General features: G+C 59.1%; 14 protein-coding genes, 1 tRNA gene and 1 other RNA gene. 3 read left to right on the forward strand and 13 right to left on the reverse strand.

All coding sequences use genetic code 11. The annotated features are described in order from the left end of the window. Positions 1-5 precede the first annotated feature (5 nt). The 4 genes from dppC to chiA all read right to left on the reverse strand — a co-directional run bounded on the left by dppC (position 6) and on the right by chiA (position 6,010). Complete coding sequence (dppC, locus tag ACP39K_RS17425) at positions 6-908, reverse strand: dipeptide ABC transporter permease DppC (RefSeq protein WP_025304838.1); 903 nt, start codon at positions 906-908, stop codon at positions 6-8. Positions 909-919: 11 nt separating this feature from the next. After that, entirely contained in the window at positions 920-1,939 is a 1,020-nt protein-coding gene (dppB, locus tag ACP39K_RS17430) for a dipeptide ABC transporter permease DppB (protein ID WP_033634229.1), read from the reverse strand. Positions 1,940-2,109: 170 nt separating this feature from the next. Continuing rightward, positions 2,110-3,717 (reverse strand): dipeptide ABC transporter periplasmic-binding protein DppA, encoded by a 1,608-nt coding sequence (dppA, locus tag ACP39K_RS17435; protein WP_033639032.1) that lies wholly within the window; start codon positions 3,715-3,717, stop codon positions 2,110-2,112. Between the two features lie 601 nt (positions 3,718-4,318). Next, entirely contained in the window at positions 4,319-6,010 is a 1,692-nt protein-coding gene (gene chiA / locus ACP39K_RS17440) for a chitinase ChiA (protein WP_115116335.1), read from the reverse strand. Between the two features lie 433 nt (positions 6,011-6,443). On the opposite strand from chiA, the gene ACP39K_RS17445 reads away from it, so the two are divergent. After that, positions 6,444-6,695, forward strand: coding sequence for a toxin-antitoxin system TumE family protein (locus ACP39K_RS17445; protein WP_249339835.1), 252 nt, complete (start codon positions 6,444-6,446; stop codon positions 6,693-6,695). Then, complete coding sequence (locus tag ACP39K_RS17450) at positions 6,692-7,042, forward strand: HVO_A0114 family putative DNA-binding protein (protein WP_016929530.1); 351 nt, start codon at positions 6,692-6,694, stop codon at positions 7,040-7,042. The genes ACP39K_RS17445 and ACP39K_RS17450 overlap by 4 nt, the downstream gene beginning before the upstream one ends. A gap of 48 nt (positions 7,043-7,090) precedes the next feature. Here ACP39K_RS17450 and ACP39K_RS17455 read toward each other — a convergent pair. The 8 genes from ACP39K_RS17455 to ACP39K_RS17490 form a co-directional block, all read right to left on the reverse strand. Further along, a non-coding RNA gene (locus tag ACP39K_RS17455) (RtT sRNA) lies at positions 7,091-7,219 on the reverse strand. A 36-nt stretch (positions 7,220-7,255) separates the two neighbouring features. After that, positions 7,256-7,332 (reverse strand) — tRNA-Pro (locus ACP39K_RS17460). Between the two features lie 120 nt (positions 7,333-7,452). Continuing rightward, complete coding sequence (locus ACP39K_RS17465; RefSeq protein WP_004934121.1) at positions 7,453-8,784, reverse strand: MFS transporter; 1,332 nt, start codon at positions 8,782-8,784, stop codon at positions 7,453-7,455. Positions 8,785-8,880: 96 nt separating this feature from the next. After that, positions 8,881-10,425, reverse strand: a complete 1,545-nt coding sequence (gene uhpB / locus ACP39K_RS17470) for a signal transduction histidine-protein kinase/phosphatase UhpB (RefSeq protein ID WP_497008723.1) — start codon at positions 10,423-10,425, stop codon at positions 8,881-8,883. Continuing rightward, complete coding sequence (gene uhpA, locus ACP39K_RS17475; protein ID WP_004934117.1) at positions 10,422-11,012, reverse strand: response regulator transcription factor UhpA; 591 nt, start codon at positions 11,010-11,012, stop codon at positions 10,422-10,424. Before uhpA ends, uhpB begins: the two co-directional genes overlap by 4 nt. A gap of 123 nt (positions 11,013-11,135) precedes the next feature. Beyond that, positions 11,136-12,830 carry a kdo(2)-lipid A phosphoethanolamine 7''-transferase gene (gene eptB / locus ACP39K_RS17480; RefSeq protein ID WP_015376231.1) on the reverse strand — a complete coding sequence of 565 codons (1,695 nt, stop codon included), beginning with the start codon at positions 12,828-12,830 and terminating at the stop codon, positions 11,136-11,138. Positions 12,831-13,055: 225 nt separating this feature from the next. After that, positions 13,056-13,481 (reverse strand): organic hydroperoxide resistance protein, encoded by a 426-nt coding sequence (locus ACP39K_RS17485; protein ID WP_148123029.1) that lies wholly within the window; start codon positions 13,479-13,481, stop codon positions 13,056-13,058. Positions 13,482-13,641: 160 nt separating this feature from the next. Further along, positions 13,642-14,106, reverse strand: a complete 465-nt coding sequence (locus ACP39K_RS17490) for a MarR family winged helix-turn-helix transcriptional regulator (protein WP_016929534.1) — start codon at positions 14,104-14,106, stop codon at positions 13,642-13,644. Positions 14,107-14,203: 97 nt separating this feature from the next. Here ACP39K_RS17490 and ACP39K_RS17495 point away from each other — a divergent pair, with 97 nt between their 5' ends. Beyond that, positions 14,204-14,803, forward strand: coding sequence for an HD domain-containing protein (locus tag ACP39K_RS17495; RefSeq protein ID WP_049274352.1), 600 nt, complete (start codon positions 14,204-14,206; stop codon positions 14,801-14,803). Here ACP39K_RS17495 and ACP39K_RS17500 read toward each other — a convergent pair whose 3' ends face one another. Beyond that, entirely contained in the window at positions 14,804-16,174 is a 1,371-nt protein-coding gene (locus ACP39K_RS17500) for a carbohydrate porin (RefSeq protein WP_497008741.1), read from the reverse strand. Positions 16,175-16,189 lie beyond the last annotated feature (15 nt).

Consider the following 16,189-nt stretch of genomic DNA (forward strand, 5'->3'; position numbering starts at 1 on the left):
CTCTGTTACTGCTTGAGTTTGGGGTCGAGAGCGTCACGCAAACCGTCCCCCATCAGGTTGAATGCCAGCACCGTCAGCAGGATCGCCACGCCGGGGAAGGTCACCACCCACCAGGCGCTTTGCGCGAACTGCAGCACGTCGGAGAGCATGGTGCCCCACTCCGGCGTCGGCGGCTGCGCGCCCATGCCCAGAAAGCCGAGAGCGGCCATATCCAGAATGGCGTTCGAGAAACCGAGAGAAGCCTGCACGATCAAAGGCGCCAGGCAGTTAGGCAGAATATTGACGAACATCTGGCGCAGCGCGCCGGCGCCCGCCACCCGTGAAGCCGTGACGTAGTCGCGGTTGACCTCCACCAGCACCGCCGCGCGCGTCAGACGCACATAGTGCGGCAGGGCGACGAAGGTCAGCGCCAGCGAGGCGTTGACGATCGACGGCCCGAATACCGCCACCAGCACCAGCGCCAGCAACAGGCTCGGCAGAGCCAGCATGATGTCGACGACGCGCATGATAATCGCGTCCACCACGCCGCCGAAATAACCGGCCAGCAGGCCGAATATCACGCCCATGATCAGCGACAGCACCACCACCAGGCAGCCGACCAACAGCGACAGCCGTGCGCCGTACATCAGGCGCGACAGCACGTCGCGGCCCACGTCGTCGGTGCCGAGGATATATTGCCAGCTGCCGCCTTCTTGCCACACCGGCGGCTTGAGCAGCGCGTCGCGGAACTGATCCGCCGGCGCATGCGGCGCCAGCACGCCGGCGCCGAGCGCTATCACCAACATCAGAACGATATACACCAGGCCGACCACGGCCCCTTTATTGCGCTTGAAATAGTGCCAAAACTCCTGAAACGGGGTCATCGGCTTCGGCGCACCTTTAACTGCAGACTCAGTGATTTGAGACATGAGAGCGCCCCTTATTTCTTGTGGCGAATACGCGGGTTGACCACGCCGTAGAGCACGTCTACCAGCAGGTTAACCAGAATGATCATACAGGCGACCAGCAACACCCCGCCCTGCACCACCGGGTAATCGCGGCGCTGCAGCGCGTCGATCAGCCAGCGGCCCAGCCCCGGCCAGGAGAAGATGGTTTCGGTCAGAATGGCGCCGGCCAGCATGGTGCCGACCTGCAGCCCGATCACCGTCACCACCGGCAGCAGCGCGTTGCGCAGCGCGTGGACGACGATCACTCGCATGCGGCTCACGCCCTTGGCGCGCGCGGTGCGGATATAGTCTTCGCCCAACACTTCAAGCATCGAGGAACGGGTCATGCGCACGATCACCGCCAGCGGGATGGTGCCCAGTACGATGGCCGGCAGGATCATGTGCATCACCGCGTCGACGAAGTCGCCCGGCTCGCCCCAGATCAGGGTGTCTATCAGCATGAAGCCGGTCAGCGGCTGGCTGTCGTCGAGGAATACCGTGTCGCTGATGCGCCCCGACACCGGCGTCAGGTTAAGCTGCACCGACACCAGCATGATCAGCATCATGCCCCACCAGAAAATCGGCATCGAATAGCCGGTCAGCGAGATGCCCACCGCGGTGTGGTCGAAGATCGAGCCGCGTTTGACCGCCGCCAGCACCCCGACCGGGATGCCCACCAGCACCGCGAAGATCATCGCGCAAATGCCCAGCTCCAGCGTAGCCTGAAAGCGCGGAACGAACTCGCTCCAGACGGAGATGCGGCTTTTAAGCGAGGTGCCCAGATCGCCGTGCAGCACGTTGGACACGTAGGAGAAATATTGTTGATAGAGCGGCTTGTCCAGCCCCATTTCCGCCATCAGCTGCGCGTGGCGCTCGGCGGAGATACCGCGTTCCCCGGCCATGATGGTCACCGGGTCGCCGGGGATCATATGGACGAATGCAAAAGTCAGCAATGTAATGCCGATAAACGTTGGGATAACTAACCCCAAACGTCGGAGTATGAACTGCAACATATCCCGAACTCTCTGTATCAATGCCCGGCAGCTCATCGTCCGCCAGGCTTATTAACGCTCACATGCCTTTGAACGATTCGACGGCCATACGCCGGAGACTGGTCAGCAGGGGCGCAAACCTGTTGCGCCCCTGCAAGTCCATTCGTGCGTCTCCGGTAAAGCGGTCGAAATCAGTCTACAGAGACATTCTCGAAGTGATGCTTACCGAGCGGATCCACGACGTAGCCTTTCACTTCCTTACGCACAGGCTCGTACACGGTGGAGTGTGCGACAATCAGCGCCGGAGCCTGATCGTGCATCACCACCTGCGCCTGCTTGTACAGTTCGATGCGCTTGTCGTGGTTGGATTCGGCGCGCGCCGGTTGAATCAGATCTTCAAACGGCTTGTAGCACCAGCGGGAGTAGTTGGAGCCGTCTTTCGCCGCCGCGCAGCTGAACAGCGTGGCGAAGAAGTTGTCCGGATCCCCGTTGTCGCCGGTCCAGCCCATCATCACCGTCTGGTGCTCGCCCGCTTTGGCGCGCTTGAGGTATTCACCCCACTCATAAGTGACGATTTTGGCTTTCACGCCGATCTTGGCCCAGTCGGCCTGGATCATTTCCGCCATGCGGCGCGCGTTCGGGTTGTATGGACGTTGCACCGGCATTGCCCACATGTCGATGCTGAAACCGTCGGCCATGCCCGCTTCTTTCAGCAGCTCTTTCGCCTTGGCCGGATCGTAAGCGTAATCCTGCACCGCGTCGTTATAGCCCCACATGGTCGGCGGGATCAGGTTCTTGGCCGCCTGACCCGCGCCCTGATAAACCGCGTCGATGATCGCCTGTTTGTTGACCGCCATGGTCAACGCCTGGCGCACCTTCACGTTATCCAGCGGTTTTTTCTCGGTGTTGAACGACAGATAGCCCACGTTCAGCCCCGGTTTCTCCAGCAGGTTGATGGCTTTGTCTTGTTTCATGCGGGCGATGTCGGCCGGATTCGGGTACGGCATTACCTGGCATTCGTTTTTCTGCAGTTTGGCGTAGCGCACGGAGGCGTCAGGCGTGATGGAAAACACCAGGCGATCGATCTTCGGCTTGGTGCCCCAGAAACCGTCGAACGCCTTGTACAGGATCTTGGAGTCTTTCTGGTATTGCAGCAGCTGGAATGGGCCGGTGCCGATCGGGTTCAGATCGACTTTCTCCGGCGTGCCGGCTTTCATCATCACGTCAGCGTATTCGGCGGACAGAATGGACGCGAAGTCCATGCCCAGATCAGCCAGGAACGGCGCCTCCGGGCGGTTCAGCACGAAGCGCACGGTGTTGTCGTCCACTTTTTCGATCTTGGCGATCAGCTTCGGCATGTCCATGCCTTCAAAGTATTCGTAACTGCCGCCGGACACTTTGTGATAGGCGTTGTTCGCATCCAACTGGCGTTCAAAGGAGAACACCACGTCGTCGGCGTTGAAATCGCGCGTCGGTTTGAAGTCTTTGCTGCTCTGCCACTTCACGCCTTTGCGCAGGTGGAAGGTGTAGGTTTTGCCGTCTTCGCTGACGTCCCACTTCTCAGCCAGGCCCGGCTGCAGTTCGGTGGTGCCGGTCTTGAATTCGACCAGCCGGTTGTAGATCGGTACCGAGCTGGCGTCATAGGTGGTGCCGGAGGTAAACAGCTGCGGGTTGAACCCTTCCGGGGAACCTTCAGAACAGTAAACCAACGTCTTGGCCTGTACGCTGGCCGCCACGGTCAGCGCGATCAGCCCAATACCGAATTTCAGAATCCCCGATTTACCCAAGGAACGTGTCATCGTTAGTGCTCCATTGTGTGATGTGATGTGTGTAATTGCCGCCAGGCCTGTATTTTTTATTGCGTGGCCTGTGCGATCGGCGCCCGAAGGCAGAAGGCGTACGAGAAGAGAATGCCGGATGGAACGCATCGCGGCGGGGACGTCTGAGCGCGTGGAATTCACTCAAACAACTCTCGCTCTTACCCCTGAGGCTATCAAGTTGCCAACTGTTTGGGGTGTCGTCAATATAACCAGTGGGGATTTACGCAGACTGTGAGAAACAGCAAACAAACATAAAAAAAACCTTTTGTTAACAGTTCCAGCATGAAAATTTATGCTAAGCGGCCATTTTTAGCGCATTGGTCTGACCCTCACAAACTTACTGGTTTTTAACTCCGTTAAAAAACGCCAAAACTTTGTTGCTGAATGATGAATATCTGAACGGTTATTTTTGTGATCGCCGTTAAAGACAGGAGGAAATGCTGAAGGATTACCCAAAAGGGTGAGTCCGATGAGCGCGTTTTGCTCGGGGCAGAGCCACAATCTGTGCAGCGTAAAAAAACTTTCGGCGGCGAAAAAGCCGGGGGCGAAAGGATATCCCCCGGCAACGCACTGCAACCGATTATTGAACGCCGGCGCTGTTGCCCAGGCTGGCGTTCATGCTGTTGAGAATATCGCCGTTGTCCGCGTCGATCTCCCAGGAGAACAGGCCGCCCAGCTGCTTATCCAGCACGTACTTGCCTTTGGCCTGCACCGAGCGGGCATCGTCGAAGGTGATCAGATCGCCGGTGGAAGGTTTGAACACGTAAGGCGCTTCCGCCGTGGCGTCGTAGGTATACTGCCACTCGCCGCTCATGAACTGGCCGGCGATTTGGCGGTAGTCCACGATGCCGTTCTCCCAGGTGCCTTTAACCGGCCCAGTGGCAGTACCGGTGAACGGAATGTTGTTCTGGTAGCCGTTCACCCCGGTCCAGCCGCGGCCATACATGGCGGTGCCGACCACGATCTTGCCCGGCTTGACGCCCTGCGCCAGCAGCGCATTGACGCCGTTCACCGTGGTGTAAGCGGTGTCCGGCTTCCAGGCCGGCGCATTCAGCGCGGTCTGATGCCCCAGGTTCTTCAGATCGAAGGCGCCATAGAAGTCGTAGCTCATCAGGAAGATGTGATCCATCGAGTTCTGCGCAACGTTGTAAGCCACCTTGTCGATCTTGTCCTTACCGGCGCTGATGGCGGAGGTCAGCTCATACTTGCGGCCGGTTTCCGCCGACAGCTGATCCAGCATCGCCCGCAGCTCCTTCATCAGCAGCACATAGGTTTCCCCGTCTTGCGGGCTGCCCAGGTTCGGGTTGGCGCCTTTGCCGCCCGGGAACTCCCAGTCGATATCCACGCCGTCGAAGAACTTCCAGGTCTGCAGGAACTCTTTCACCGAACCGACGAAGCGATCGCGCTTCACCTTGTCGCCCATGAAGAAGAACGGGTCGGACAGCGTCCAGCCGCCGATCGACGGCAGGATTTTCAGGTCAGGATGCGCCTGCTTCAGCGCCATCAGCTGGCCGAAGTTGCCCTTGTAGGGGTCATCCCAGGCGGTCACGCCCTTCTGCGCTTTTTGCAGCGCGGCGAACGGATCGTGGATCGAGACTTTGAAGTCCTCGCGGCCCTGGCAGGAGCGCTGCAACGCCTGGAAGCTGCCTTCAATCTCTTTCAGGCTGTCGTTGATGCCATTGCCGCCGCAGATCGGGATAAAGCCGTACAGCAGGTGGGTCAGGTTTTGCGCCGGGATCTTGTCGACGGTGAAATTGCGCCCGTAAACGCCCCACTCGACGAAATAAGAACCGACCACTTTGCCGGAGTTCTGTTTATACGGTTTATTCTTTTCCAGCAGCGGCTCTTTCAACGGCGCCAAATGGCTGCCGTCGGTGTCGGCCACCACAATTTCGGTGGCGTCACTGGCGGTGCAGCCGTCGGCATTGCACAATGCCACCTGCATTTGATAACGGCCGCCTTTATTCACTTTAAAATTCGCCGTACCGGAAGATCCGGTTGAAGGACCACTCCACGCCTCTTTACCATTTAATAAAATCTTGGCCGTCGTGCCCGCGTCGCCATTCCATAAATTCCAGGAGACGGAAACATCGGCGGCATTTTTTACCTTCACCAAATTATTATAAGCGGTAGCCGCCTGGTCAACTTCAACGATGGCGAACTTGGTGTTGCCCCAGGCGATGGTCGGCTTGCCCGGCGCGGCGGCCTGCGCCGCGGAACACAGCGTGCTGCCGATCAACAGCGCCAACAGCGGTTTATTAAATTTGCGCATAACTGATTCCTTTATTCCGAGAGGATAAACATAAAAGAGTTAATCGTCGCGATGCATTGCCGAAGCGAAAAAATTCCGCAATAATCCGCGAAGGTTAAAATCAATAAATAACAACAGCGTCTTTCCACGTGGCGAAATAATCATTCCCACCGCGTACATTCAGACTATAAATAAAAAAGGCGCAAAAACAAGAGCGCTATCAACTGGGTTTTATTCAGCAAGCGTGAATTTATTTTCATATAAATAAAAGAAAGCATGACAAATAAGGATAGTGAATTTTCTATTAAGGAAAGATAAATATTTATCAGTATTGCACCACACTCTTCAGCCAGGGTGTTGTCATTATTGACAACACCCTGGCTGTGTTGGTAATGTGAACAACACTTAAGGAAAGAGCATACCTTCGCAGCTAATCTACCAAGACAGGATACCTCTGGCACCTGCAGCATTTGCGCAGCTCGTCATTTGGCGGGTGGTGCCGCCCGTCAGGGCCAGCGGCCACTGTTATAAATACCGATTTGCTTATGTAAAAGACGGCATTTGTCGACTGCGCTATGACAATGAAGCGGGTAAAGGCGATCACAAACATATCGATGGAAAAGAAGAGCCGCTTAATTTCACGACCATTGATGCCTTGCTCGACAGTTTCTGGCGCGAGGTTATGCAGCTTACAGAGGAGTCATGATGAACACAGTCACTATTCGGGTCGCTTCAGTCGAAGAAATGAAACTTGCACTGAAGGAAGCCACAACAGGTCATCAAAGCGCTCAAGGGCAATACATCACATTCCTGGATTGGGAGAGTCTGTGGAAAACCTTATCACCCAAGAAAATGCATATCTTGCATACCATGACCGGCGCCGGCGAACTTTCCATTCGGGAAATCGCGCGCCGAGTGAAGCGTGATGTGAAAGCGGTGCATACCGATCTGCAGTCGCTGTTAGGCTGTGGCATCGTCGATAGAGGTGAACAAGGCGTGATTTTCCCCTATGACGAAATCCATTTTGACTTCGTCGTAGGCAAAGCCGCCTAAACGACGGGCGAAAAAAAACCTGCTTTAAAAAGCAGGTTTTTCGAATGGTGGTCGGCGAGAGAGGATTACGCGCATCGTTGATGCGCGCCCTGCGGGCCGTTGCTAAAGCAACGTTGTCTCGCTTCGCGAGGCTCGAACCTCCTGCGGAGGTGCTCATCCTCATAAACGACGGGCGAAAAAAAACCTGCTTTAAAAAGCAGGTTTTTCGAATGGTGGTCGGCGAGAGAGGATTCGAACCTCCGACCCACTGGTCCCAAACCAGTTGCGCTACCAAGCTGCGCTACTCGCCGATGCGGGGCGCATCTTACTGCTGGCGGTTATAGGCGTCAATCACTTTTTTTCCCCTGCATTTCAAGTGGTGATAAAAGCGCCATAATGCGCTGCACCGGGGGTTGCGCAGCGCATTTTACTCAGGCGTTGGCCGGTTTCAGCGCCGGCGTCTGCGCGCGCAGGAACGGCAGCAGGAACAGCGCCGACAGGCAGGCGGCGATGGAAATCACCACGAAGAAGCCGTTCCAGTGCCAGATCTCCATCACCCGCGCGATCGGGTAGCCGGACAGCGCCGCGCCCAGATAGGCGAACAGGCCGACGAAACCGGTCGCCGCGCCCGCCGCATCCTTGTGCGAGCACTCCGCCGCCGCCATGCCGATCAGCATCTGCGGGCCGAAGATAAAGAAGCCGATGGCGAAGAAACAGCAGGCCTGCAGCAGGTAGGTCACGCCCGGCATCAGCCACAGCGCCGCCACCGACAGGAAGATACCGATGGCGAAGATCAGGTTCATCGGGCCGCGGTTGCCGCGGAACAGCTTGTCGGAACCCCAGCCGGCCACCAGTGAACCGATGAAGCCGCCCACTTCAAACAGTGAGATGGCCGAGTTGGCGGTCATCAGCGAATAGCCCTTTTCCTGCGTCAGGTAGAGGTTGCCCCAGTCGTTGATCGCGGTGCGCACGATGTACACCAGCACGTAAGAGACCGCCAGCAGCCAGATGTACTTGTTGGTCAGCACGTAGCGTTTGATGATCTCGCGGTTGCTCAGCCCCTGGCCTTCCGATTCCTGCACCAGCTCCATGGCGTCGTTGCGCCATTTGCCGACGCTCGGCAGCCCCAGGGTGGATGGCTTGTCGCGCAGGCGCCAGCACATCAGCAGGCCGAGCACCACGCCGATGATGCCGGGAATGATCATGCCGTAACGCCAGCTGAAGTGCAGCGAGATAAAGCCCACCAGCAGCGGGATCAGCGCGCCGCCGACGTTGTGCGAGGTGTTCCAGATCGCCCACCAGCTGCCGCGCTCGGAGCGCGAATACCAGCTGGTGAGGATTTTTGAGCACGGCGGCCAGCCCCAGCCCTGGAAGAAGGCGTTGAGGATCCACAGCGTGCCCAGCATCAGCAACGATGAGCTGAGGCCGAAGAAGATATTCAGCACCCCGGTCATGATCAGGCCCAGCCCCATAAAGTAACGCGGGTTGGAGCGATCGCTGATCATGCCGGAAATGAATTTCGAGCAGCCGTAAGTGATGTAGAACAGCGTGCCGAGGATGCCGACGTCGGACATCGTCAGACCCAGATCGCTCAGCATCGCCGGCATGATGAAGTTGAAGCTTTTGCGCGTGAAGTAAAACGCGGCGTAGCCGATGTACATGGTGCACATCAGCTGGATGCGCCAGTATTTGTAGCTGGCGTCGATCTGCCGTTGATCGGTGACCTGCGGCGCATCCGGGCGGCTTTTAAGGAAAGACCACATGTGGAACCTCAGAGGATTGAATTAAAGTACCGCTATGATGCTCCTCGCGCGCGCGGGCGGCTTACGCCAGATTCCCGACGCGGTTAGGAGTTTTTCCTAGTTTTGCGTTTGCGCCGGTGAAACTGTGGGCAAGATCACACTCAAACAGGCGCCCCGTTCAGCGGTGAACCGCAGGCTGCCGCCGAGGGCGCTGATGCGCTCCTGCATGCCGCGCAGGCCGTATCCCGGTTGATGGTTTTCCGCATCGAAGCCCACGCCGTTGTCGCGGATGGTCAGGGCGATCTGCGGCGCGGCGCCTTTGCGCGGCTGCAGGCGCACATCCAGCTCCAGGCGGCTGGCGCCGGCGTGGCGGCACACATTGGTCACCCCTTCCTGACACACCCGGTACAGCGTAATTTTCAGCGTTTCATCCAGCAGCTCGTCCGGCACCTGCCACTGCAGGCTGCTCACCAGCGACGCGTCCTGCGGCAGCGACTCCCGCAGCATCGCCGCCACCGCCGCTGACAGCGGCAGGTTGTTCAGCGCCGCCGGCCACAGCTGGGTCAGCACATCGTGCACCCCGTCATAGACCCGCAGCGCCAACGCATCGATGGTGTCGGCGCAGCCGATCACCGCCGGTTCCGGCGCCAGACGTTTGACGATGCTGGCCTGGGTGCGGATCACGGTGATGGTCTGCCCTACTTCATCGTGCAGCTCGCGCGCCACCTCGCGCCGGGTTTGCTCCTCCGCCGTCACCAGCGCCCGCGCCAGCTGCCGATTCTCCGCCAGCCGCAGCCGCAGCTGTTGATTCAGTTCGCGCTGGCGCTGAATGCCGGCGCCCAGCAGCAGCCCGGTCAGGCTTTGGGCCAGCAGCGACAGCAGCAGATCGCGGTGCGACTCCGGCTGCGGCGGCTCGTTGACCATCAGCGCCACGCCGTTGAGCAGCGTCGCCAACAGCGCGCCCTGCCAGCCATAGCGATAAGACATGAACACGATAGGGATCGCCAGGCAGAACGGCGCGAAACGGCGCAGCTCGGCGGCGTTAACCTGCTGCTGCAGCCAGATGCTGAACGCAAACAGCAACAGATAGCTGGCCAGGTGGCCCAGACGCAGCTCCACCGGCTTGTGGATCAGCCCCGGCTCCAGCGGCACCCAGATTTGGCGCGCCAGATAGTGCCACAACAGCAGGCAGGTTGGCGCGATGGTGAAACCGCCGGTCAGGCCGAGCAACAGCGCGCGGGCGCCTTCGCCGCTCACCAGTTGCCATACCAGCGCCTGCAGCAAGGCGGCGATGGCGACCACCGCGCCCTGCAACAGCGGCCAGCGCCATTCGCTGTCGCTCTGCTGATGGCGCAACAGCCACGGCGAGGCCAGCAGGCTGAGCAGCACCGTCAACACCAGCACCGCCACCGACGCCCACAGCGCCGGGCCGTAGCCGAACTGATCCGCCAGCAATGCCATCAGCAGCAGGTCGGCCAGCAGGATCCCCGGCCAGAAACGGTACGGGCTCTGCAGCAAAATGCCCATGCGCAGGCCGAACGGAAACAGCAGCAGCGCCTGCCAGGGGGGGTCGATCAGCGCGGTGCCGATGCCCCACAGGCAAAACGCGCTGGCGGCGTAGATGAAAAACAGCGCCAGCTGGGTGATCAGGCGCTGCGTCACAGGTTCAGCATCCGTCTGGCCAGCTCGACGTTGTTGTTGATGCCCAGCTTGGCGAACAGGTTGGCGCGGTGCACATGCACCGTTTTCGGCGACAGCCCCAAGGCGGCGGCGATCTCACGCACCTCCTGGCCCTGCGCCAGCAATAGCGCGATCTCGCGCTCGCGGCGGGTCAACGGATCGACCCTCACCCGCGCCAGCTGCTGCGCGATTTCCGGCATCAGGTAGACGCCGCCGCCGGCGACGGTGCGCACCGCGGTGATCAGATCTTCCGGCTTGCAGCGCTTGGAGAGAAAGCCGCTGGCGCCGCGTTCCAAAGCCATTTCCACCAGCGCCGGGTTATCGTGCATCGACAGCATCACCACGCGGATGCCGGAAGGAATGTCCGCCAGCAGATCCAGCCCGCTGCCGTCCGGCATCGAAATGTCGCAAATGCAGATTTCCGCCTCCAGCCCCGGCAGGCCGGCGCGCGCCTGTGCCGCGCTGCTGAACTCGCCCACCACCTGAATATCGGCCTCCAGTGACAGCAGTTGCACAAAGCCCGAACGCACAATGTCATGATCGTCGATAAACGCCACGCGCAGGGTCATGGAAATCTCCGGTTAGCAGGGGAAGTGCGCAAGTATACCGTATGCGCACACCGGAATAATTGATGAAGAGAATGTATTGGGTGAAATTACCGGGTGCGCAAGGCAGGCACCCGGCGGGAGGGATCACAGGCGGGCAGGCGCCGTTTTATCCTGCGGCAGATGGCACCAGTTGTTTTTATCCACGATGCCGCCATCAGGAGAGGTGTAGCCGAGGCAGCCAAGGATAGTGTCAAACAGCTCGACGTGGCGATGCGTTTTGCCGATGCGCTGCTGCGCCTGCAGCTGCTCAAAAGCGCTGAGGTGCTGCGGGTTTTCGAGGAACTTGTCCGACGCCCACACGATCATCGGCACGCGGAACTGCTCCGGCGGCGCCATTTCGCGCGGCGTGCCGTGCAGGTGCGTATTCTCGCCGATCGATTCGCCGTGATCGGCGGCATAGAACACGATGGCCTTCTTGTCCCGCACCTGGTCGATCACATTACTGATAAAGCTGTCGGTATACAGCACCGTATTGTCGAACGCATTGATCAGCTGCGCCTTGGTGCAGGAATCGTCCACCCCCATGCACTCCGGCTGATAACGCGCATAACTGCGCGGATAACGCTGCGAGTACAGGTAGTGCGAGCCTTTGGTATGCAGGATCACCAGGTGCTTGCCCTTCGGATAGCGCGCCAGCGACTCCTTCATTTCGTCCACCAGCAGCATATCGTCGACCGCCTTGCCGTCGTTGCGCTTCTCGGACGCGATCATCTCGCGGAACGAATAGTTGTTCACCTCGGTGTTGTTGTAGAACCACACCTCGCTCTGCATGGCGAACAGCTCGGACGAGAAGCCCAGATCCTTCAGCACCGCGAACACGTTCTGCTCTTTCAGCGTGCGCTGCGGATTGTCCTCGGTGCCGCCTTCGCGCACGAACATGCAGCGCAGCGACAGCTTGGTGGCGGTATCGCACGACTCGCCGCGGAACGCCACCAGATTCTTCTCTTTAGACAGCCGCGGCGTGGTATCGCGCTCGTAGCCCAGCATGCCCATGTGATCCCAGCGCGTGGTCTCACCGATGATGAACACCACGTAGGTGTCGTCGATGTCCGCCGGCGGTACGTAAGTGAAGTGTTTGCCCGGATCGAACATCGTGCTCTGGTCCTGGCTTTCGTCATAGCGGGTATAGGCGAACAGCCCCAGCGCCGACAGCCAGTTGGACGGCAGATACGAGTGCGCCACCACGCCGCCGTAGCTCGGCAAATCGACGTTGGAAAGCTTCTCTTGCACGCTCTGCTCGTCGTCCAGCATGCGCAGCGGCAGCCAGACCAGCGCCACCACCGCCAGCAACACCAGCAGCGGCTTGATGCGATGACCAGGGGTTTTCAGCTGTTCTATCAGGGTATAGCGCAGATTGTTTTTCCAGATCAGCAGCAGCGGCAAGGCGCTGAGCGCCACCATCCATAGCACGAAGTGCAGGCCGACCACCTCTTTCGACAGATCGATGTCGGTGGTCATTACCGACACCACGATGCCGTAGCCGATCACCACGTTGAAAAACGTCATGTAGTAGCTGGCGGCAACCGAAATCAACACCAGCAGCGAAGCGACGATGCGATAAAACAGCCGGCCACCGAGCGATACCAGCCGCATGATGAAGAACGTAAACAGGACGATAGCGATGACTTCCGTCACCGCCGAAATAAGCTTAATTCCCTGAATGCCGTGCGCCAGCGAATCAAAACGGCGATAGAAAACGGACAGGTTTAGAAAGATGCCGATATAGATCGCTAACAATAACGATAAATTCTGCTGTGATAGCGATTTAACTTTGTTCATGTAACGCGGTGGCTCCGGGGACGGTGTAGCGGTTCTGACTCAGTCAGACACTGATTGCGGCTTCTGGTTCAGCCAACCGGCAATAAGCGTTATTTTGCGGGTAATAATCAAGAGAATTCTCACAAAACGGACAAAATTTACCGTTTTTTTGAGCGATTTTCAGGCAGGGCACGCAAGAAAATGGAGGGATAAACCCTCCATTTTTTCCAGATTTCGGCAAAAATCTTACTTAACGTTCAGAGTTACATCGATATTTCCACGGGTGGCGTTGGAGTATGGGCACACCACATGCGCCTTTTTCACCAGATCTTCCGCCACGCTGCGCTCGATGCCCGGCAGCGAGATATCCAGCTGCACTTCGATGCCGAAACCGTTGGGGATTTCACCGATGCCGACAGTGCCGTCGATCTTGGCTTCGGCCGGGATTTTGACCTTTTCTTTCGCCGCGACAAACTTCAACGCGCCGAGGAAGCAGGCCGAGTAACCGGCGGCGAACAGCTGCTCGGGGTTGGTGACTTCGCCGCCGGCGCCGCCCATATCTTTCGGCACGCCCAGTTTCACGTCCAACACACCGTCGGAGGAGGTCGCACGGCCGTCGCGGCCGCCGGTTGCGGTGGCGTGAGCGCGGTAAACCACTTTCTCAATAGACATCGTTCATTCCTTCTTGCTGGTTGGCGAGATGACTACGGCTTCCACGAAGTAAAGCCGGTCACATATTTATCTTTTGCGATTAAATCGCGCACTACTTATTTTTGACGCTTATTAACCAGTGTAGACCACCCCTGCCGTTCTTGCGTCCGGCGGCGGCGGGTCAAATCTGATCGATCAGGCTGCCGCGCAGCTTTTCCAGCTGCTGTTTGAGCGAGACGATCTCGTCCAGGCTGCAGTCGGTGGCGCACATCACCGCCTCGGGCACCGATTGCGCCCGCTCACGCAGCGCGCGGCCGGCTTCGGTGAGGGCAATGATCACCTGCCGCTCGTCGGCGGTGGCGCGATAGCGCACCAGCAGACCGGCGGTTTCCAGCCGCTTCAGCAGCGGCGTCAGCGTGGCGGAATCGAGGAACAGCCGCTCGCCGATGTCCGATACCGTCACCCGATCGCGCTCCCACAGCACCATCATCACCAGGTATTGTGGGTAGGTGAGTTCGAGCTGATTCAACAGCTTGCGGTAGACTTTGTGCAGCGCCAGGTTGGCGGAGTACAACGCGAAACAGAGCTGCTGATCGAGCTGCAGCAGGTTCTTCGCGTTGGGTTGTGCGGTATCGGTGCTTTTCATGCTTGTGAATATAGATAGTGCACGATGTAATCGCAAGCTATTTCTTGTGAGATATGCTACCTTTTTTTTATGCAGAGGATGCTCGGAGGGAAAGGAAATGACGAATACGCTTGCAGAACGCGCGCGCCGCTACGCCACCAAGGCGCATGCGGCCATCGATCAGCGCCGCAAATACACCGACGATCCATACATCGTCCACCCGCAGGCGGTCATGGAGCTGGTGCGCAGCGTGCCGCACACCGAAGAGATGCTGGCGGCCGCCTGGCTGCATGACACGGTGGAAGACACGCCCACCACCCTCGGCGATATCGACAGCCACTTTGGGCCAAAAGTGGCGGAACTGGTGCGGATGTTGACCAACGTCAGCCACGCCGAGGACGGCAACCGCTTCGAGCGCAAAAACCGCGATCGGCGCCACAGCGCCGGCGCGTCGCCGCAGGCCAAAACCATCAAGCTGGCGGATCTTATCGATAACACCCGCTCGCTGCTGGACTACGACAGCCACTTCGCCCAGACCTACCTGATCGAGAAACAGCGCCTGCTGGAGGTGCTGACCGAAGGCGACCCGACGCTGTGGCGCCAGGCCAGCCATATCGTTGAACAGGGGCTGCTCAGGTTGCAGCAGCCGCCGCACAACGTGCCCGCCAGCTGGTTTGAGCACGCCCGCCGGCGCTACCGCGAGAGCGACGCGGCCTGATCAGAAGGTCACCACCGTTTTCAACGCCGTCACCCAGGCGTCCTGCGTCTCGCTGACGCCCGCCGGGTGATGCCAGTATTGCAGGCCCGGCTGCAGCTGCAGCCACGGCGTGACGTTAACGCGATAATAGAGCTCCGCCGTCACCGAGTGACCCGGCACCGGCCGGTAATTCGGATCGTGATAATCGCTGATGCCGCTCATCTGGTTGAGATAACGCTGATTGTCTTTGTAGCGGTCGCTCAGTTTCACCACCGAGACGCCGAGCCCCAGCCAGTCGTCCGGCCGCGCATCGAACAGCCCGCGATAGCGGATGCCGGTCGAGGTGGACCAGTGCAGGTAGTTGCTGCGCTGATCCCCCAGCCCCAGGCTGTAAAACACGCTCAGACCGCGGTTGACGTCGTCCGCATGGCGCGTCACCTGCTGGTTGAAACCGGTATACAGGAACCAGGTGCGATCGTGGCTGCGATAGCCCTGCGGATCGCTGGCGCCCGGCCCGCCGGACACCCCTTCATAGAGATCGCTCTGGCGCGCGTTAGTGAACAGCACGCCCAGGTTATACACCCCCGGCAGTTGGTTGACGGCGTGGGTTTTCAGCTCCAGCTCCATCGGCAACAGGAAGCCTTTGCTGCCCTTGGTGGACCAGCTCCAGGCGTGGCTGCGGCTGGTGGCGCTCGGGTTCTGTTCCATCACGCCGCCCTTGAGCGTCAGGCCGTCGGTCAGCTTGTATTGCAGCGTGGTGCCCCAGTAATGCACGTTCCAGTTGTACCAGGTCAACGAATTAGCGGACTTGCCGCCGCACAGCGTCAGCGTCTGAAAATCGCAGGGGATAATCTGATCGAAATCCTGCACCTTGTTCATCATGCCGATGCGCCACTGCAGCCGGCGATCGAGGAAGGAGCGGCTAAAGGTCAACCAACCCAACCGGGTAATCGACTGCCCGCCAAAGCTCTCCTGCGACAGATCGGTCAGGCCGACGCGCGGATCCTGCAGCCGATCGCGGGTCAGGTTGTTGTCATGGTTGCGGTTGACGATATTGCCTTCGATCGCCGCGTCCGGAATGCCGGTCAGCGCCTGCAAATCCTGGCTGAAGGTCAGCGAAAACTGGTCGATATACGACGCCTGTTTATCGTGGTTGTAACCGCCGCCGGCGTTATACGACAGCTGGCTGAGGTAGCCGAGGTTATAGTGGAAGCCATGATCCTCCAGGATCGGCCTGATCCCCAGCATATCCCCCAACAGCCCGGGCTGCGGCGGTTCAAAGCCGAGCGCCACCCCTTCCCATTTGGCGGTGGGGGCTTCGACGTCCTTGCCGGTTTGCAGCGTTTCCGCCTGCGCCTGGCTACAGAGCAACGCCAGCGCCGCCAGGGTCATGGAACGAGGTAATAA

Source organism: Serratia sp. EC4 (assembly GCF_059652115.1).